Source organism: Polymorphobacter sp., from assembly GCF_051860865.1.
GTDB lineage: Bacteria > Pseudomonadota > Alphaproteobacteria > Sphingomonadales > Sphingomonadaceae > Sandarakinorhabdus.
Window position 1 is genome coordinate 1 of record NZ_JBIMKZ010000037.1, and the last position, 18,865, is coordinate 18,865.

15 protein-coding genes are annotated in these 18,865 nt (G+C 69.1%); 6 read left to right on the forward strand and 9 right to left on the reverse strand.

Going from position 1 to position 18,865, the window contains the following annotated elements:
- Nucleotides 1-131 precede the first annotated feature (131 nt).
- The 3 genes from ACTIFJ_RS08495 to ACTIFJ_RS08505 are packed head-to-tail and all read left to right on the forward strand — an operon-like array spanning nucleotide 132 to nucleotide 2,928.
- Entirely contained in the window at nucleotides 132-896 is a 765-nt protein-coding gene (locus tag ACTIFJ_RS08495) for an ATP-binding cassette domain-containing protein (RefSeq protein ID WP_439533672.1), read from the forward strand.
- Nucleotides 893-2,473: an ABC transporter permease/substrate-binding protein gene (locus tag ACTIFJ_RS08500; RefSeq protein ID WP_439533673.1), complete on the forward strand. Its 1,581-nt coding sequence runs from the start codon at nucleotides 893-895 to the stop codon at nucleotides 2,471-2,473. Before ACTIFJ_RS08495 ends, ACTIFJ_RS08500 begins: the two co-directional genes overlap by 4 nt.
- The gene (locus ACTIFJ_RS08505; RefSeq protein ID WP_439533674.1) at nucleotides 2,470-2,928 is read left to right on the forward strand and encodes a hypothetical protein; all 459 of its coding nucleotides are present in this window, start codon (nucleotides 2,470-2,472) and stop codon (nucleotides 2,926-2,928) included. The genes ACTIFJ_RS08500 and ACTIFJ_RS08505 overlap by 4 nt, the downstream gene beginning before the upstream one ends.
- Here the strand turns inward: ACTIFJ_RS08505 and ACTIFJ_RS08510 are convergent.
- From ACTIFJ_RS08510 to ACTIFJ_RS08520, 3 genes are all read right to left on the reverse strand, one after another.
- The gene (locus ACTIFJ_RS08510) at nucleotides 2,906-3,958 is read right to left on the reverse strand and encodes a tyrosine-protein phosphatase (protein WP_439533675.1); all 1,053 of its coding nucleotides are present in this window, start codon (nucleotides 3,956-3,958) and stop codon (nucleotides 2,906-2,908) included. The genes ACTIFJ_RS08505 and ACTIFJ_RS08510 overlap by 23 nt on opposite strands.
- Nucleotides 3,959-3,968: 10 nt before the next feature.
- Nucleotides 3,969-6,251, reverse strand: coding sequence for a TonB-dependent receptor (locus ACTIFJ_RS08515; protein WP_439533676.1), 2,283 nt, complete (start codon nucleotides 6,249-6,251; stop codon nucleotides 3,969-3,971).
- A 127-nt stretch (nucleotides 6,252-6,378) separates the two neighbouring features.
- Nucleotides 6,379-8,496: a sodium-translocating pyrophosphatase gene (locus ACTIFJ_RS08520; RefSeq protein ID WP_439533677.1), complete on the reverse strand. Its 2,118-nt coding sequence runs from the start codon at nucleotides 8,494-8,496 to the stop codon at nucleotides 6,379-6,381.
- 173 nt (nucleotides 8,497-8,669) lie between these two features.
- On the opposite strand from ACTIFJ_RS08520, the gene ACTIFJ_RS08525 reads away from it, so the two are divergent.
- Together ACTIFJ_RS08525 and ACTIFJ_RS08530 are read left to right on the forward strand one after the other, a co-directional pair.
- Nucleotides 8,670-9,965: a PQQ-dependent sugar dehydrogenase gene (locus tag ACTIFJ_RS08525; protein WP_439533678.1), complete on the forward strand. Its 1,296-nt coding sequence runs from the start codon at nucleotides 8,670-8,672 to the stop codon at nucleotides 9,963-9,965.
- Entirely contained in the window at nucleotides 9,962-10,996 is a 1,035-nt protein-coding gene (locus tag ACTIFJ_RS08530) for an AI-2E family transporter (RefSeq protein WP_439533679.1), read from the forward strand. Before ACTIFJ_RS08525 ends, ACTIFJ_RS08530 begins: the two co-directional genes overlap by 4 nt.
- A 167-nt stretch (nucleotides 10,997-11,163) precedes the next feature.
- Here ACTIFJ_RS08530 and thiL read toward each other — a convergent pair whose 3' ends face one another.
- Complete coding sequence (thiL, locus tag ACTIFJ_RS08535) at nucleotides 11,164-12,072, reverse strand: thiamine-phosphate kinase (protein ID WP_439533680.1); 909 nt, start codon at nucleotides 12,070-12,072, stop codon at nucleotides 11,164-11,166.
- A gap of 5 nt (nucleotides 12,073-12,077) precedes the next feature.
- Nucleotides 12,078-12,545, reverse strand: a complete 468-nt coding sequence (gene nusB, locus ACTIFJ_RS08540) for a transcription antitermination factor NusB (protein ID WP_439533681.1) — start codon at nucleotides 12,543-12,545, stop codon at nucleotides 12,078-12,080.
- A gap of 142 nt (nucleotides 12,546-12,687) precedes the next feature.
- On the opposite strand from nusB, the gene ACTIFJ_RS08545 reads away from it, so the two are divergent.
- The gene (locus ACTIFJ_RS08545; RefSeq protein ID WP_439533682.1) at nucleotides 12,688-14,196 is read left to right on the forward strand and encodes a replicative DNA helicase; all 1,509 of its coding nucleotides are present in this window, start codon (nucleotides 12,688-12,690) and stop codon (nucleotides 14,194-14,196) included.
- Here ACTIFJ_RS08545 and ACTIFJ_RS08550 read toward each other — a convergent pair.
- From ACTIFJ_RS08550 to ACTIFJ_RS08565, 4 genes are all read right to left on the reverse strand, one after another.
- Complete coding sequence (locus ACTIFJ_RS08550; RefSeq protein WP_439533683.1) at nucleotides 14,153-15,481, reverse strand: PepSY-associated TM helix domain-containing protein; 1,329 nt, start codon at nucleotides 15,479-15,481, stop codon at nucleotides 14,153-14,155. The genes ACTIFJ_RS08545 and ACTIFJ_RS08550 overlap by 44 nt on opposite strands.
- Nucleotides 15,481-16,053 carry a hypothetical protein gene (locus tag ACTIFJ_RS08555; protein WP_439533684.1) on the reverse strand — a complete coding sequence of 191 codons (573 nt, stop codon included), beginning with the start codon at nucleotides 16,051-16,053 and terminating at the stop codon, nucleotides 15,481-15,483. The genes ACTIFJ_RS08550 and ACTIFJ_RS08555 overlap by 1 nt, the downstream gene beginning before the upstream one ends.
- Complete coding sequence (locus ACTIFJ_RS08560) at nucleotides 16,053-18,197, reverse strand: TonB-dependent siderophore receptor (RefSeq protein ID WP_439533685.1); 2,145 nt, start codon at nucleotides 18,195-18,197, stop codon at nucleotides 16,053-16,055. The genes ACTIFJ_RS08555 and ACTIFJ_RS08560 overlap by 1 nt, the downstream gene beginning before the upstream one ends.
- Before the next feature lie 134 nt (nucleotides 18,198-18,331).
- Nucleotides 18,332-18,835: a YciE/YciF ferroxidase family protein gene (locus tag ACTIFJ_RS08565; RefSeq protein WP_439533686.1), complete on the reverse strand. Its 504-nt coding sequence runs from the start codon at nucleotides 18,833-18,835 to the stop codon at nucleotides 18,332-18,334.
- Nucleotides 18,836-18,865: the final 30 nt, after the last annotated feature.

An 18,865-nucleotide genomic window follows, 5' to 3' on the forward strand; every position in this document is an offset into this window, starting at 1 on the left:
CGTCGTTGCCGTGCCCGAACCGCCGTAATGGGGTCTGGGGCCTGCGGCCCCAGCCGCCGGAGGCATCCCTCCTTCCGCTGGAGGCATGCTTCTTCCTTGCCGTGGTCGGTCCACGCGGGCAGGTTGGGGGGATGGAGATGGTCAGTTTCGAAGGGGTAAGGGTCGATCGCGGCGGGCGGGCGATATTGGGGCCGTTGTCGCTGGGTGTGGCGGCGGGGGAGCTGGTGGCGGTGACGGGGGCGTCGGGGGCCGGGAAGACGACGTTGTTGCGGCTGGTGAATGGGCTGGTGGCGGCGGATGCGGGGTTGGTCCGGGTCGAGGGGCGCGATGTGGCCGGTGTGGCGGGACGGGGGGCAGGACCGGGGCTGCGGCGGGGGATTGGGTATGCGGCGCAGGGGGTGCGGTTGTTCCCGCACTGGAGCGTGGCGGAGAATATCGGCGCCGTGCCGCGGCTGCTGGGCTGGGGCGCGGCGCGGGTGAGGGAGCGGGTGGCGCAGTTGCTGGAGATGATGGCGTTGCCGGCGGACTTTGGCGGGCGGATGCCGGGCCAGTTGTCGGGCGGGCAGGCGAGCCGGGTGGGGCTGGCGCGGGCGCTGGCGGCGGGGCCGAGGCTGTTGTTGCTCGACGAGCCGTTTGCGGCGTTGGACCCGGAGACGCGGGCGGGACTGGCCGAGCGGATCGGGGTGGTGCACCGGGCCGAGGGGCTGACGGTGCTGATGGTGACGCATGATCTGGCCGATGCGCTGACGCGGGCCGGGCGGGTGGTGGTGATGGAGGCGGGTGCGGTGGTGGCGGACGGGGCCCCGGCGGCGCTGGTGCGGAGCCGGCATCCGGCGGTACGGGCCTTGGTGGACAGCCCGATGGCGCAGGCGCGGCGTCTGGTGGGGCTGGGATGAGTTCGGTCCCGGGGGTAATGGCGGGCGAATGGGGGCGGGCGCTGGCGATGGTGCCGGAGCGGGCGGCGGCGCATCTGGGGCTGTCGGCGGCGGCGGTGGCGCTGGCGGTGGTGGCCAGTGTGCCGCTGGTGCTGGCGATGGCGGCGCGGCCGCGGCTGCGCGGGCCGGTGCTGGCGGTGGCCGGGGTGATCCAGACGGTACCGGCGCTGGCGCTATTGGCGCTGTTCTATCCGTTTCTGCTGCTGGTGTCCGGGGTGAGCGAGCGGCTGCTGGGGTTCGGGGTGCCGGCGCTGGGGTTTCTGCCGTCGTTGCTGGCGCTGGCGCTTTATGCTCTGCTGCCGTTGTTGCGGGGTGGGGCGGACGGGCTGGCGAGCGTGCCGGCGGCGACGCTGGATGCGGCGGACGGGATCGGCATGACGCGCGGGCAGCGGCTGCGAATGGTGGAATTGCCGCTGGCGGCGCCGATCATCATGGGCGGGCTGCGGGTGGCGACGGTGTGGACGATCGGCGCGGCGACGCTGGCGACGACGATCGGCCAGAGGTCCCTGGGCGATCTGATCTTTGCCGGGTTGCAGCTGCAGGACTGGGCGCTAGTGGTGACCGGCTGCCTGGCGGCGGCGGGGCTGGCGATCTGGGTGGACCTTGCGCTGGGGCGGGTGGAGCGCGGCTGGGCGGCGCGGCGGCGCGGCGCGGTGTGGCTGGGGGTGGCCGGGCTGGCGGTGCTGGCGGCGCTGGTGCTGGCGCTGCCGGGGATGGCGCGGCCGGCGGCGGCGGCGGCGAGTGGTGATGCTGCCGGCGATGGCATTGTGGTGGTGGGGGCGAAGAATTTCGGCGAGCAATATGTGCTGGCCGAGCTGATCGCGGCGCGGCTGCGGGCGCAGGGGATGACGGTGGAGGTGCGCTCGGGGCTGGGGTCGGCGATTGCCTTTCGGGCGTTGGCGGCCGGCGATATCGACGTCTATGTCGATTATTCGGGGACCTTGTGGGAGGGGCCGCCGGCGCCGCGCGACGAGATGCTGGCGCGGCTGCGCGCCGAACTGCCGGAGAAGCATGGGGTGAGCGTGGCGGCGGCGCTGGGGTTCGAGAATGCCTATGCGTTGGCGATGAAGCGGGGGCGGGCGCGGGCGCTGGGTATACGGACGCTCGACGACCTGGCGCGGCGGGCGGGGAAATTGCGGCTGGCGACCGATATCGAGTTCCAATCCCGGCCCGAATGGGCGGCGTTGCAGCGGGTCTATGGGCTGAAATTTGCCGGCGTGCAGGCGTTTACGCCGACGCTGATGGTGCAGGCGCTGGGCGGGGGGTCGGCGGATGTGATTACCGCCTTTTCCAGCGACGGGCGGATTGCGGCGGACGACCTGGTGCTGCTGGAGGATAGCAAGGGGGCGCTGCCAGCCTATGATGCGCTGCTGCTGGTGGGGCCGAAGCGGCCGTGGCTGGCGGCGCGGCTGGCCGGGATGGAGGGGATGATCGACGTGGCGGCGATGCGCGAGGCGAACTGGATGGTCGACCGCGAGGCCGACAAGCGGACGCCGGTGGAGGCGGCCGCCTGGCTGACCACCCGGATCGAACCATGAAACGGGTGGCTTTGCTGCTGCTGCTGGCCGGCTGCACGGCCACGGCGCCGGAGACGTCCGGCTGGATCTATCGCACCAGTCTTGGCGAGGCGGGCGAAGCGGAGCGACCGATCGCGCTGTTTGGCCCGTCCGAAACGATTGCGGACGTGATCCTGGAATGCCGCCGCGACGGGCTGGCGCTGGTCGTCGTCGAAAGCGACATGGTCGAGGGCGCGCGCCCGATCCGGCTCGGCGCCGGCCGCGCCCGTTTCGCCGGCACTGAGCGGCTGGACCCCGAGGACGCGGTGCCGACTGCGACAACGCTGGTGCCGCGCACCGATCCGCTGCTCGCCGCCCTTGCCGCCGGCGCCGCACTGCGCGTCGATAGCGCCACGGGCCATTTCACCCTGCCCGGCGGCGCGGTGCCGGCCCGCGTCGCGCGTGAATGCGCGGCTATTCCAGATAAGCGGCCTTGAGGGCTTCGCGGCGGGCCGGGGTGAGGCCGGCTTCCTTCTCCAGATAGGCGTCGATGCTGCCGTAGCGGGTTTCAATTTCCTCCAGCGCATAGCTGAGGAAGGCCTTGCCGTCGGCGTCCACCAGCGGCTCGGGACGGGCGTTCTCGGGCTTCTGGTAGCCGGCGAACATGCGGGCGACCGGATCCGAGGCGACGAGGGCGGGATCGAGCTTGGGCATTTCGTTTTCGGGGCGGCGCGACGGCGTGGACAGATGATAGTCGGCGATGATGTCGGCGCGGGAGACACCAAGGGCGGAGAGGATCATGGCGGTGACGAAGCCGGTGCGGTCCTGGCCGGCCGAGCAGTTGTAGGCGAGCGGCTGGTCGGATTCGAGCAGCCGGTCGAAGGTGAGGGCAAGCTGCGGGGCGAGCAGCCTGGGGAAGCCGCGATAGACGGCGCCGCCGTTCTTGAGCTGGGAGGGATCGACGCCGGCCATCAGCGCCATCATCGAATAGCCGACGGCATTGTAACGGATGTTCTGGAGGCGGCTGGGGGCGAGGCGGCGTTCCTCGATGGAGCGCAGGTCGACGAGGTTGGCGAGGTTGAGGCGGGCGATGCTGGCCTGATCGGCTTCGTTGACCAGCGGCTGGCCGCCGGTGCGGTAGATGCGGCCCCAGCGGACATGCTTGCCGTCGGCGGCGCGGTAGCCGCCGATGTCGCGGAAGTTGGAGGCGCTGGCATAGGGCAGGACGCGCTCGGCGGTGCGCAGGGTTTCGCGTGTGCCGGCTTCGTGGAGGAGGAAGTAGCGGCGCTCGCCGGCGGGGACGGCGAGGTTGTGGCGGCCGTCGGCGTCGGCGCGCGAAATCAGGGTGGCGGCGGCGCGCGGGGCGTCCGGCTGGTCGGACACGAGCACGTCGACGGGGGTCTTCGCGGTCCAGCTGATTTCGAGCTGGCCGTCGGCGAGACGGGTGACCCGGGCATCGGAGAGTGCGAGTGCCGGGCTGGCAAGCAGCAGGGCCAGGGCGGTGGCGGTGGCGGTGCGGGGGATCATGATGGTCTCCTCAGAAGCGGATCTGGACGTCGGCACCGAAGGTGCGCGGCTCGTTGTAGATGCCGATGACGCCGGTGGCCTGGACGGCGAGAATGGAGCGTAGGAAGGTCTGCTGGCGGTCGAGCAGGTTGCGCGACCAGAGCGCGAACTCGGCCGAGCCGCCGCGGCCGACGTCGATGTCGCCGAGCGCCAGCCGGCCGTTGACGAGGAACGAGCGGTCGGAGAGCGTAGGGTCGCCGGACTGGGCGCGCGCGGCGCCGGAGGCATTGGCGTCGAGGTGGGCCTTCAGCGTGGCACCGCCGACATCGACACTATAGTCGCCGGCGACACTGAACGCGTGTTCCGGCGTGAAGATGATGAACGGCTTCTGGAAATTGTTGTTGTTAAAGGGGTTCTGGGCCAGCGGCAGGTCGCCCTTGGTATAGGCGTAGCTGGCCGAGAGGCTGAGACCGCTGATCGGGGCGAGGTTGAGATCGACTTCGACGCCGCGGATGCGGCCATTGCCGGGGGCGTTGACGGTCTCGAGCGTGGTGCGGGTCTGGCCTTCGAGCAGCTGGGCCGAGAAGTCGATCTGAATGTCCTTGTAGCGGGTGGTGTAGGCGGCGACGTTGAGGCGGGCGCGGCGATCCCAGAACTCGGTCTTGGCGCCGATTTCCCAGGTCTCGACCGATTCGGGATCGAAGGCGCGGTAGTTGACCGAGCGCGAATTGGCGCCGCCGGCGCGGTAGGCGGTGCCGTATTTGGCGTAGAGGTGGATGGTTTCGGTCGGATCGAAGGCCAGCGTCACCATCGGGTCGAAGCGGCTCCAGTTACGGTCGAAGCCGATATTGGTGTCCTGGCCGTTGACCTTGAACAGCACGCCGGCGCGCTTGTCATAGGTGTAGCGGCCGCCGGCGGTGAGGCGCACCCGGTCATCGAGGATAGGGGGCGTCCAGGTGCCCTGGGCGAAGGCTGCGTAGCTGTTGGCGATGGCGGTGCTGGCGCGATCCGGGAAGGGCGAGGTCTGGCCGGCTTCCAGCGACGGCAGGCGGGTGAGCGACAGCCCGTCCGCCGACCAGCGCATGGTGTTGGGGGACCAGGCGTCGTCGGTGCCCTTTTCATAGTAATAATAGGCGCCGAGCACATAATCGAGGCGCGGCGCCGAGCCGATCAGCTGGAGTTCCTGGCTGAACTGGTGCTGATCGAGGCTGGCGAGGCTGTAGCGCGAGGTGTTGGCGTTGGGGCGGAATACGGCCGACGCGATGCCGAAGCCATTGTCGAACTGGGACTGCTCGACTTCGCGATAGGCCGAGATCGACTTGACGGTGACGGCGTCCGAGGCGTCCCAGGTCAGGGTGAGCAGATGGCCGTTGGTCTTGCCGACGCTGTCCTGCTGGGGGACGCCGACCAGCGCGTCGCGCTGCCGGTCGGTGAAGGCCTGGACCAGCGGGGAATTGGCGGGCGCGGCCGGGTTGCGGGTCAGCAGCTGGATATAAAAGGGCGTGGTTGCATCATAGGAAATGTCGAAGGCGTAGAGCGCCTCGAAACCGTCGGCCGGGCGCCACAGGGCGGAGGCGCGCAGGCCGCGCCGCTCGAACCGGTTGAAATCACGCTCGCCTTGCATCGGGTTGTTGACGGTGCCGCCACGCTGGGTGCTGATGCCATCGAGCTTGAGGCTGATGTTGTTCCATTCCGGCAGGTCAATATGGGTTTCGACGCTGTAGCCGCCGAAGTTGCGGATGCCGGCGAGCGTGCGCATGGCGAACTCGCCCTTGGGCTTCTTGGTGACGATGCTGACCGCGCCGCCGACCGCGTTGCGGCCGAACAGCGTGCCCTGCGGGCCCTTGAGCACCTCGATCCGCTCGACATCGAGCATGGCGGCGCCGAGGCCCTGCGAGCGGCCGAGGAAAACGCCGTCGACATAGACGCCGACGGCGGCATCGCGGCTGGGCTGATTGGCATCGAAGGGGACGATGCCGCGGATGCCGACGGTGAGCGCCGACGAACGCGAGAAGAAGGGGGCGACGCGCAAGGATGGGATGGCGCCGTCGGCGAGGTCGGCAAGGCTCTGGATGCGGCGGTTCTCGAGATCCTGGCTGCTGGCCACCGAGATGGAGATGGGGGTGCGCTGCAGGTTGGTCTCGCGTTTTTCGGCGGTGACGATGATCTCGTCGAGGCCAGCGCCGGTGGCGGCTTCGGCAGCGGCGGACTCAGCGGCAGCTTCGGCGGCAGCCGGGGCGTCATCGATGGCGAAGGCCGGCGCGGCGGCGGTGGCCAGCAGCGCGGCGAGCAGCCCCCTGGATGTCTTAGTCATGGTCCGTTTCCCCAGTTGATGGGGCGGACCTAAGGGGCGGACGTGGCGGAGCGGTTACGGCGCGGTGACGGCGGGGTGAAGTTTGCGTGACGGCGCCGTGTCTGGCGCGTGATTGATCGATGACGGGTCAGGCGGCGAGGGCGGCGAGCAGCAGCAGGGCGACGATGTTGGTGATCTTGATCATCGGGTTGACGGCCGGGCCGGCGGTGTCCTTGTAGGGGTCGCCGACGGTGTCCCCGGTGACGGCGGCCTTGTGGGCCTCGCTACCCTTGCCGCCGTGGTGGCCGTCCTCGATATATTTCTTGGCATTGTCCCAGGCGCCGCCTCCGCTCGTCATCGAGATGGCGACGAACAGGCCCGAGACGATGACGCCGAGCAGCAGCGCGCCGAGCGCGGCGAAGCCCTGGGCCTGGCCGGCGATTGTCGTGACGAGGAAATAGACGGCGACCGGGGCGAGAACGGGGAGCAGCGAGGGGATGATCATCTCGCGGATGGCGGCCTTGGTGACGAGATCGACGGTGCGGGCGTAATCGGGCTTCGATGTGCCGTCCATGATGCCCTTGTTGGTGGCGAACTGGTTGCGGACATCGATGACGACGTCGCCGGCGGCGCGGCCGACCGCGGTCATGCCCATGGCGCCGAACAGATAGGGGAGGAGCGCGCCCAGCAGCAGGCCGACGACGACGAACGGGTTGGACAGCGAGAAGTCGACGGTGAGGTCGCTGAAATAGGTGCCGAGGTCGGTGGTGTAGGCGCCGAACAGGACCAGCGCGGCGAGTGCGGCCGAGCCGATGGCATAGCCCTTGGTGACGGCCTTGGTGGTGTTGCCGACGGCATCGAGCGCATCGGTGCGGGCGCGGACATCGGCATCGAGGCCGGCCATCTCGGCGATGCCGCCGGCATTGTCGGTGACCGGGCCATAGGCATCGAGCGCGACGACCATGCCGGCGAGCGCCAGCATGGCGGTGGCGGCAAAGGCGATGCCGATCAGGCCGGCGAGCTGGTACGAGACGATGATGCCGGCGCAGATGACGAGCGTCGGCAGCGCGGTCGATTCGAGGCTGATGGCGAGGCCCTGGATGACATTGGTGCCATGCCCGGTGGTGCTGGCCTGGGCGATCGAGCGGACCGGGCGGTAATTGGTGCCGGTGTAATATTCGGTGATCCAGACCAGCAGCGCGGTGACGGCGAGGCCGACCAGCGTGCAGTAGAACAGCGTCAGTCCGGTGAAGCCGGGGAGCGCGTCGGCGGGGTCGTCGATGAGCGTGGTCATGTCGCCGAGGCTGACGTTGATGACGTAGAAGATGGCCGGCACGCTGAGCAGCGCCGTGGTCCAGAAACCCTTGTAGAGGGCGCCCATGATGTTGTTCGAGCTGCCCAGCTTGACGAAGAAGGTGCCGATGATGCTGGTGAGGATGCAGATGCCGCCGATCAGCAGCGGCAGCGCCAGCAATCGCTCGAGGATGGCGACATCGAGCCCGCCGAGCAGCAGCGCGGTCAGCACCATGGTGGCGCCGATGGTGACGACATAGGTCTCGAACAGGTCGGCGGCCATGCCGGCGCAGTCCCCGACATTGTCCCCGACATTGTCGGCGATGACGGCGGGGTTGCGGGGATCGTCCTCGGGGATGCCGGCCTCGACCTTGCCGACGAGATCGGCGCCGACGTCGGCGGCCTTGGTGAAGATGCCGCCGCCGAGGCGGGCGAAGATCGAGATCAGGCTGGCGCCGAAACTGAGCGCGACCAGCGCATCGACGATGGCGCGCTTGTCCTCCGCAAGGCCGAGGCTGAGGCCGCCGATGCGGGTGAGCCAGTAATAAAGGCCGGCGATGGCGAGAAGCGCCAGCCCGGCGACGAGCATGCCGGTGACGGCGCCCGAGCGGAAGGCCATGGTCAGCCCGCCTTGCAGCGAGGTGCGCGCGGCCTCGGCGGTGCGGACATTGGCGCGGACCGAGACAACCATGCCGATGAAGCCGGTCAGCCCCGACAGCACGGCGCCGAGCACGAAGGCGGCGGCCGGCACGGCGCCGAGGAACAGGCCGACGATGATCGCCATGATGACGCCGACGAGGCCGATGGCGATATACTGGCGGCGGAGATAGGCGCCGGCGCCCTCCTGGATGGCGGCGGCGATCTCCTGCATCCGGGCGTTGCCGGCCGGGGCGGCGATGATCTGGCGGGCGGTGATGAGCCCGTAGAGGACGGCGGCGAGGCCGCACAGGATGGCGATCAGCACCGAGTCCATAAAATGGCTCCCCAAGTCACCCGTCCTGGCCCTGCATCAGGCCATCGTTTTTCCGGGTGAACCACGAGCATGACATTTTGTCGCAGGAAGTAAAGCTCCGGCTTTTTTGGCGGCTGCGGGAACCAGAGGCGCGGGGCGGGTGTTTGTCTGCGTTGATTACCCCGGGAGTTATCGTGAAGATCAGAGTTTCCGCCGCCAGCCTGCTGGCGATTGCCATGGCTATGGGCGCGCAGGCGCAGACGGGTAACCAGACCAGATCGCCGGGCGTACAGGTGTCGGTCGGAGCCCCTGAGCAGGCCCCGCCCTATGCGAGCGAGTCGGTGGTCGAGCATCCGACGACCATCGGCTGGCCCGAGGGTCGGGCGCCGGTGGCACCGCGCGGTTATGTGGTGACCAAGTTTGCCGGCGGGCTGGACTATCCGCGCCAGGCGTTGCTGCTGCCGAATGGCGATGTGCTGGTCTCCGAGGCGCGGACGCTCCCGAAGCTCGACGCCGAGCCCGAGGTGGAGCGCGGGCAGGCGTTGTCGAAGACCACCGGTTACAGCGCCAACCGGATCACCTTGCTGCGCGATACCAATGGCGACGGGGTGGCGGACGTACGGCATGTGCTGCGCGAGGGGCTGAACCAGCCGTTCGGGATGCAATATGCGGATGGACGGCTCTATGTCGGCAATACCGACGGGGTGGTGAGCTTCGCCTTCGAGCCCGGGCAGACCGAGATCAAGGGCGCGCCGCGGACGCTGGTGACGCTGCCGGCCGGCGGCTACAACAACCACTGGACGCGCAACCTGCTGCTGAGCGCGGACGGGCGAACGCTTTATGTGTCGGTGGGGTCGGCGTCGAACGTCGGCGAATATGGCATGGACGAGGAGAAGCGGCGGGCGGCGATCCTGGCGATCGATGTCGGCAGCGGGCGCGAGCGGACATATGCCAGCGGCCTGCGGAACCCGGTCGGGATGGACTGGGCGCCGGGCACCGGTGCGCTTTGGACGGCGGTGAACGAGCGCGACCATCTCGGCGACGACATTTCGCCTGATTATCTGGTCGGGGTGAAGGAGGGCGGCTTCTACGGCTGGCCGTGGAGCTATTGGGGCAAGCAGGACCCGCGCCATGCTAATGGCAAGCGAGAGTTGCTGGCGACGACGCTGCAGCCCGATGTGGCATTGGGGCCGCATGCGGCGGCGCTGGGCCTGGCCTTTGCCAAGGGCGACGGCGCGCAGACCGCCTATGTGGCGCGGCATGGCTCGTGGAACCGCTCGGAATTCAGCGGCTATGACGTGCTGGCGGTGCCTTTTGCCAATGGCCGGCCGAGCGCGGCGCCGCAGCCGTTTCTGACCGGGTTCATGGCCGATGCGGGCAAGGGCGAGGTGTATGGCCGGCCGGTGAGTATTCAGACCCGGGCCGACGGGGCGATCTTCGTCGTCGATGACGCCGGCGATACGGTCTGGCTGGTGCGGCGCGGATCGTGACCGACGGGGCGCGGGGGCAAGCCCCGCAGACGCGAGACCCGAGGCTGGGGGTGTTCGCCAACCGTGTGCTGGTAGCGATTGCCCTGCTGGCCGGCGCGGTGCTGGTCTGGCGGATGCATTATGTGCTGCTGCTGCTGTTCGCGGCGATCCTGGTGGCGGTGATCCTCGATGCCGCTGCTGACGGCCTGCGGCGGTTGCTGCCGGTCGGCCGGGGACTGGCGCTGGCGCTGGCCGGGGTGCTGATCGCCGGCATGCTGGGCGGTATCGGGGTGTTGTTCGGGCAGGAGATCGGCAGCCAGCTGAACGAGCTGAAGGACTCGCTGCCCATTGCCTGGGAGCGGTTTGTCGACTGGGTGGGCCGGGACCGGATCGACGGCATGCTCGACGGGATGGCGCCGGATGGCTCGACGGTGCGGACGCTGGCGCAGACCGTGCTGGGGACGGTGACGACGATCATCTCCGGGCTGATCCTGGCGGTGCTGGGTGGCGTCTATCTGGCGGTAAGCCCGGGCGAATATCAGCGCGGGCTGCTGAAGCTGCTGCCGGTGCGGGCGCGGCCCAGCGTGGAGGCGGCGACCGACGAGACGGCCAAGGCCCTGCGCAACTGGCTGATCGGCCAGCTGGCGGCGATGGCGATGACCGGGGTGGTGGTGTTCATCGGGCTGTCGGTGATCGGCGTGCCATCGGCGCTGGCGCTGGCGATCATCGCCGGGCTGCTCGAGTTCGTGCCTCTGGCCGGGGCGATTCTGGGGGCGGTGCCGGCGGTGCTGCTGGCGCTGACCGGCGGGGTGGAGATGTTCGCCTGGACGGTCGGGTTCTTCGTGGTCTGGCAGCAGATCGAGGGCAATGCGATCGCGCCGCTGGTGATGCGCTATGCGGTGTCGATTCCGCCGGCGGTGACTTTGTTCGGGCTGTTCCTGTTCGGCGGGCTGTTCGGGGCGATCGGCGTGCTGCTCGGCGGGCCGCTGACGGTGGCGGCCTGGGTGCTGGTGTCGAAGCTGTGGGTCGAGCGGCTGGAGCGTGAGGCGTAGTCCTATCCAAATTCAGCCGAAATTGCCTCCGGCGGCTGGGGCCGTCAGCCCCAGACCCCGATAATTGGGCCTCCGCACGGCGACGGCAGACGGTCTTGAGCGATGAACCCGATATCTGGGGTCTGGGGCCTGCGGCCCCAGCCGCCGGAGGCACTGTCTTTTGCCGCCTAGACGGTGTGCTCCCAGCCGAGGTGGGCGGGGAGCGGGACTGGGCGGCCGGCGGCGGTGAGGTGGAGGCAGGTGCCGGGCGCGACGTAGCCGATGGGGGTGGCGTCGAACTGTTCATGGGGCGGGGCGGTGAACAGCAGCTCGTAATCGTCGCCGCTGGTGGCGGCGGCGAGCGGGGTTAGGGCATGGGCGCGGGCTTGCGGGGACAGCGGGATCAGGTCGAGATCGATGTGAAGCGCGACCTGGCTGGCGGCGGCGAGGCGGGTGGCGTCGATCAGCAGGCCGTCCGAGACGTCCATGGCGGCGGTGGCGCGGCCGGCGAGGCTGCGGCCGAGGGCGAGGCGCGGGGTGGGGCGGTGGTGGCGCTTGAGGAGCCAGGGGTCGGGCGGGAGCTCGCCTTTGGCCATGGCGAGGCCGAGGCCGGCGTCGCCGATGGTGCCTGACAGCCAGAGCGTGTCGCCGGGCTGGGCGGTGCTACGCGCCGGGGCCTGGCCGGGCTCGACATGGCCAATGACGGTGAGGCCGAGCGTCACCACCGGGCTGCTGCTGGTGTCGCCGCCCCAGAGCGCGAGATCGAAGGCGGCGAGCGCCTGGCCGAGGCCGGCAACGAAGCGCTGCTGCCAGGCGGCGTCGGCGGTGGGGGCGAGGCCGAGCGCCAGCAGGCAGCCGGCCGGGCGGGCGGCCATGGCGGCGAGATCGGAGGCGTTGCTGGCGACGAGCTTCCAGCCGATATCGGCGGGGCTGTCCGAGCCGAGGAAATGGACGCCCTCGACCATCATGTCATGGCTGAAGACGAGGTCCCGGCCCAGGGGCGGCGCCCAGACGGCGGCATCGTCGGCGAGGCCGCGGGCGGCGGCGTGGGTGGCGAGGGGGGCCAGCAGGCGGGCGATCAGGTCGCGCTCCGCCATTTGGGTCAGCCGCGGACCCGGCGGGCGACGGTATCGAGCAGGCCGTTGACGAACTTGACGTCCTTTTCGGCATGGAAGCCGCGCGACAGTTCGACATATTCGTTGATGACGGTGGCCGACGAGATATCGGCGCGGGCGACCAGCTCATAGGCGGCGAGGCGGAGGAGCGCCTGCATCGGCAGGTCGAGCCGGTCCAGCGTCCAGCCCTTGGCCAGCGCGGCGGCGATCAGGGCGTTGAGTTCCTCGGTGCGGGCGTGGGTGCCGGTGACGAGATCGTCGAAGAAGGCGCGGTCGGCCTCGGCCATGTGGATATCATGGGTATCGTCGAGCGCGGCGCCGAGGCGGTGGTGATGGAATTCGGTGAGCAGCACCGGGAGCGGACTGCGCGTCATTGCCTGCTGGTACAGGGCCTGCAGGGCGCCGAGGCGGGCGGCGGCGCGTTCGGGACGCTTGGCGGGGAGGGGGGTGGACACGGCGGCGGGCTTAGCGGGCGCGGCGAGGTTTGTCATCTGCGCTATTTTTCTTTTTGCTGTACAGACATATACCGGGTTTTGGACAGGGTTGTCCCCAGGGCCGATATTGCTGCCGGGGGGCATAGTGGGCCACAAGGCGCGGATGGCATCCTCTCCCATTCCCCCCTCCCCGCCGGCGCTGCGGGTGGTTGCGCCCGGCGGCGAGGCCGTCAGCCTGCCGCAGAACCTCGAGGCCGAGGCGGCGCTGCTCGGCGCACTGATGATCGACAACCGGCTGGTCGAGGATGTGATGCAGCGGCTGCGGCCCGAGCATTTCGCCGAGGCGCTGCACGGGCGGATCTATGAGCGGATCCTGATGCTCTGCGATCGGCGGATGGCGGCGACGCCGGTGACGCTGAAGCCGCTGTTCGACGCCGATGCCGGGATGGCCGAGGTCGGCGGGCCGGCCTATCTGGCGCAGCTGACGCAGAACGGCGCCGGGCTGCTGGCGGCGCGCGACTTCGGCCAGCAGATCTATGACCTGGCGCTGCTGCGCGAGCTGATCCGGGTCGGGCGCGAGATGGTGACAGCGGCGGCCGACACCTCGGTCGAGGTCGAGCCGCTGAAGCAGATCGAGGAGGCCGAGAAGGCGTTGTACCGGGTGGCCGAGGCCGGCGAAGTCGGGGGCGCGGTGAAGACCTTTGCCCAAGCGACGCGCGAGGCGGTGGAGATGGCCGACCGGGCGATGAAGTCCGGCGGGAATCTCTCCGGCTACACGACCGGGCTCGACGGGTTGAACGTCAAGATGGGTGGGCTGCACAAGTCCGACCTGATCATCCTTGCCGGGCGGCCGGCGATGGGCAAGACGGCGCTGGCCACCAATATCGCCTTTTCCTGCGCGATGCGCTTCATGCGCGACAAGGAGATGGGGATCGAGCCGGGCAAGAGCTCGGGCGCACCGGTGGCGTTCTTCAGCCTGGAAATGTCGTCCGACCAGCTGGCGACGCGCGTGCTCGCCGAGCAGGCCAATGTGAACAGCGAGGATCTGCGCAAGGGCAAGATCCGGCAGGAGCAGTTCACCCAGCTGGCGCGGGCCGCCGGCGACCTCGCTTCGCTGCCGCTGCTGATCGACGATACGCCGGCGCTGTCGATCGCGGCGCTGCGTTCGCGGGCGCGGCGGCTCAAGCGCCAGCACGACATCGGGCTGATCGTTGTCGACTATCTGCAGCTGCTGCAAGGGACCGGGCGCAACGGCGCCGAGAACCGGGTGCAGGAGGTGTCCGAGATCACCCGCGGGCTGAAGACGCTAGCCAAGGAATTGCAGGTGCCGGTGCTGGCGCTCTCCCAGCTCAGCCGCGCGGTCGAGCAGCGCGAGGACAAGCGGCCACAGCTGGCCGATCTTCGCGAGTCAGGCACGATCGAGCAGGATGCCGATATCGTGCTGTTCGTCTACCGCGAGGAATATTACCATGCCAACGCCCAGCCCGACCCCGAGGAGGCGGAGAAATTCGCCAAGTGGAAGGACAAGGCCGAGAAGATCTTCGGGCTGGCCGAAGTGATCGTCGCCAAGCAGCGGCATGGCTCGACCGGCAGCGTGCCGCTGACCTTCGATAAGAATGTGACGAAGTTCAGCGACCGGGCGCCGGATGCCTGGCGGCCGGACGTGGACTGAGCCGATCGGACGCGGCGCCGCCGGCGCGCAGCACGGCGGCGGCGACGGCCAGCGCGAGGCTGGCCCAGAAAATCGCCGTGAACGGCGCGGCGGTGCCGGCGACGAAGCGGACGACGAGTGTCAGGCCCAGCGCGGCCGGGGCGCCCCAGACGACGGCCTGCCAGGCGGCGCGCAGGCGGGGTTCGTGGAGGCCGCGCCGGCGGCGCTTGCCGAGCCAGATATGGACGCCGGTGGCGCTGACCACGGTCAACGCCAGGCCGAACACGGCATAGGCGATCTTCACTGGCAGGCCGCCGAAATTGCCGAAATGCAGCTTGTAGTTTGACGCCGCCGCCTGCTGGCCGAGCGTGCCATCGGCGAGTCCCGCGGTGCCGAGAAAGCGGCCGGCGGGATCATAGGCATAATATTCCCCGAAGATCAGGCGGCGGGCATGGTCGCCGACGATCTGGATGTGCTGGCCCGCCGTCAGCGGATCATGGAGGGTGACATAGGTGACGGCGATATCGGGGTGGGTGGCCTGCATGTGGCGGAGCGCTGTCGCGACATCGGGCACGGCGGCCGGCCTGGCATCGGGCTTGGCCTCGGCGCCGAAGATGGGCGCATAGACCGTCTCGACATCGCCGCCGTAGCGGAGTTGGGCGAGGCCCCAGGCGGTGATGGTGGCAAGGCCGATGGCGGCACCGGTGACGGCGATGGCCAGGCCGAAGGGCAGGGTCCAGACGCTGAGCCGGTTGTGCCAGTCCGACAGGGCCGTGCCGCTGCCATGACGGGCGCGCAGGCGAAAGGCATCGCGGAAGATCCGGGGGTGGGCGAGCAGTCCCGACAGCGACAGCGCGATCAGCAGCGTGCCGAGCATGCCGACCAGGGTGATGCCGACGACGCCGGGGAGGTGAAGCGTGTAATGGAGGGCATAGAGGAATTCCGACCAGCCATTCTCCTCCGGCGCCGCGATCCGTCCCCGGGCGTCGAGATGGACGGCCTGGCTGTCGGTGGTGATGGTGGTGCGGGGCAGCGCCGGTACCGGCAGATGGACATAGAGATGGGTCGTGGGCGGGCGGCCGGCCTCGCTGGCGAGGACCGCCGCGACGCCGCGCTGGACGGCGTCGGGATCGATGCGGATCATCTCCGGCGCGTCATATTGCTCGGCGCGCTGCCATTCCTGGTAGAAGACCAGCAGGCTGCCGCTGAGGCAGACGAGATAGAGCAGGGCGCCGGCCAGCAGGCCGGTGGCGGCATGGGCGGACAGTGCCTTTTTGACGGTGGCCGGGCTGGGTGGGCGGGGCATCAGCCGGCGCCGACGAGCAGGAGCGGTGCTGCGACGAGGCCGCAGGCGAGCAGCGTCGCCAGCTGATGGCGGCGGTCCGCCTGCATCAGCAGCGCGGTGGCGAGCCCGGCCCAGGCCAGCGGCACCATGTAGACGGCCGCGACAATGGCATCGGCCTCGGCCCAGCCCGACATCGTGGCCAGCGCCTCGGCACCGAGGCTGACCGCCATCGCGGCGGCGAAGCCGCCGGGGATGACCAGGAGGAAAGTGACGAGACGGCGACCGAAGGCGCGGTCGGCGACGGGCGTCGTCGTCGCGTCGCGGCGCGGCGGCGCCCGGCGCTCGGGCGGTGCGGTCGCCGCGGCCAGGGCGAGGGCGGCGACGGCCGCGGCCATGGTGGCCAGCGCGGCGACCGAGATGCCCCAGGCGCCGTCCTGGCGCCCGCCGGCGATGACGGCAGCGAGCAGCAGGGCCCAGCCGAGGGCGACGCGGGCGGCATGGCGCCGGGGCCGCGACCAGGCCTGGCGCAGCACGCCGACCGCGGCCACGCCGAGCCCGCAGGCCAGCCACAACAGGGGCGATCCGGCGGCCATCAGAAGCGGTAGCTGAGCGTGCCGAAGACGTTGCGCTCGGCGCCGACGAAACAGTCGCCGCGCGCCAGGCAGGCGGAGTAAAAGGACTTGCCGAGCAGGTTGGTGGCGTTGACGGCGACAGCCCAGCGTTGCCAGCGCAGTTCGGCAAAACCGTCGACGAGCGTATAGGCCGGGGTGCGGATGCCATCGGGGAACGCCGGGCCATAAGAGCGGTTGTCGCCCGAATGGCGGACGCCGGCGCCGAGGCGGAGGGCAACCTCATTGCCCAGGGCGAAGGCCCGCGAGGCCCAGAGCGAGGCATTGTGGCGGGGCACATTTTCGAGCTGCTGGTTGGTGCCGTCGATCTCGGCCTCATTGTAGCTATAGTTGGCGATCAGCTGGAGCTGGCCGGGCAGCAGCATCCGCGCCTCGAATTCAATGCCCTTCGAGGTCAGCGAGCCGGCCTGGCGCTGATCGAACGGGGCCGGGGTCGTCGGATCATCGACCGGCCGGTTGCGCTCCTTGATCCGGTAGCCGGTGAGGGTGACCATGCTGGCCTCGTTGGGCTGGTATTTGAGCCCCAGTTCATATTGGTTGCCGGTCTTGGGGACAAAGGGGCTGCCGTTGCTGGCGGTGCCGGCGATCGGCTCGAAGCTCTCGGTATAGCTGAAGAATGGCGACACGCCGGGGACGATCTCGCCGATGATGCCGGCGCGAACGGTGGTGGCATTGTGCGAGACCGGCTGGCCGCCGAAGGATCGCGTCGTCACCCGGTCGCGGCGGGCGCCGAGCACGACCGAAATCCGGTCAAGCAGCCGGATCTGGTCCTGGAGGTAGACGCCGAGCTGGCTCTGCCCGACATCTTCGGACGGCGATGCCGGCTGGGGCAGGCCGCCGCCGAAATTCGAGAGCGCGGCATAATCGATGGCGTAGATGTCGATATATTCATAGGCGAAGCCGCCGATCTTGCGAACATGGTTCCAGCTATAGTCGATGCCGGCGAGGAGCTGGTGTTCGATGGCGGCACCGGTGTTGAAGCCGAGCTGGACATTGTTGTCGGTGGAGAAGATCTGCATCTCGGCGCGGCTTCCATCGGCGTAAAGGCCGATCGTGCGCTGCGCGGGATCGCGCGCTGCCAGCCCGGTCAGCGGATCGATGACCGGCGCGCCGGTGGCGGGATCGAGCAGCACATAGGGGTTGGCGGGGTTCGAATAGCTGTCCGGATAGTGAGTCAGATAGGTGAGCTTGCTGTCGATGTACCGGGCCTTGAGGCTGAGCCTGGCCTTGTCGCCGAAGCGGTGGGTGAGCATGCCGGTGCCCTGCAGCAGGCGGCCGTCATAGCGGTCCCAGCCGGGCTTGCCGATGAACCGGCTGTTGGGCAGTTGGCCATTGGGATTGGGCAGGATGGTGCCGACGAGCGGCAGGAACTGGGAGGTCGAGCCGCCCCGGTCTTCCTGGTAAAGGCCGAGAAGGGTCAGATCGGTATCGGCGCCGGCGGCCCAGCTGAGGGACGGCGCGATCATCACCCGGTCGTCGTTGACGAAATCGGTTTGCGTGCCGGCATCGCGGAGGCGGGCGACGATGCGGCCGCTGAGGCCCGAAGCGAGCGGCCCGGTGAGATCGAGCAAGGCTTCCTTGCGATCGAAGCTGCCGTAGCGGACCGAGATTTCGCCGGCGGTCACCGGGGACGGCAGCTTGGAATTGAGGTTGACGAGGCCGCCGAGCGAGCTTTGGCCGAAGAGCATCGACGCGGGGCCGCGCAGCACCTCGACACTGCTGAAATTATAGGGATCGGCGCGGATGCTGGCGTAGAAGCTGAAAATATCGCGCATGCCGTCGCGGAATTGCAGCGCATTCAGGCCGCGGATGGTGGCGCCGTCGACGCGGCTGTCCGGGCCATAGGGGTTGGACTGAACGCCGGCGACATAGTTGAGCGTGTCCGAGATCGAGATGGCGCCCTGGGCTTGGTAGAGATCGGCGGGGATGACGGTGACCGGCTGAGGAATCTCGACGGCGGGCGTGTCGGTCTTGGTGGCGGTGGTACGGGCGTCACGCTGGCCGGTGACGATGATATCGGCATCCGCGCTGGCGGCGGTTTCGGCCATCGCGGCGCCGGCCGGCAGGATGGCGCCGCACAGCAGCAGGATCGGCTTGATCAGTGTCATTCATTCTACCCCTTGTCAGGGGCAGGTCGTTATCGCGACTTGTTATCAATAGCAAGCGATGAAATGCCGGGTGCCTAGAGACGGAACGGCCCGGCCTTGGGAGCAAGGCCGGGCCGCAGGGTCGGGGGGGTGGCTTAGTCTTCCTTGGCGTCGACGTTGACCGAGGTCTCGGCGAGCTTGGTCGAATAGTCGTCGGCGCCGTAGATTTCCTTGGTGGCCTTGGCGAGGGCCTTGGCGGCGGGCTTGAGGCCGAGGGTGCCGGCGTAGGAGGCGGCGGTGCCGAAGCCGGCTATGCCATAGTGCGCCATCCGCTGGTATTGGGCGATGATCACGGCATCGAGGACGGGACCCTTTTCAGGGGCTTCCTCGGTGATGTGCTTGGTGGCCTCGGCGACGAGACCTTCCATGCCCTTGCAATGCTCCTTGCGAACTTTCTCGTCCGATTCGGTGAGCAGTTGCTTGAGCAGATCGGTGTGCTGGGCGATGCCGTCCTGCGACTTGGTGAGCATTTCCTTGAGCGCGCTGTCGCTGGCCTTGGTTGCCATCTTCTTGACGACCCTGGCCATCTGGTCATTGGCGGACCAGAGGTCCTGCAGTTCGCTGGTGTAGAGGTCGGTTAGATTTTCCGGTGCGGACATGAGCATTCTCCATTCGGTGCAGCCTGTGCA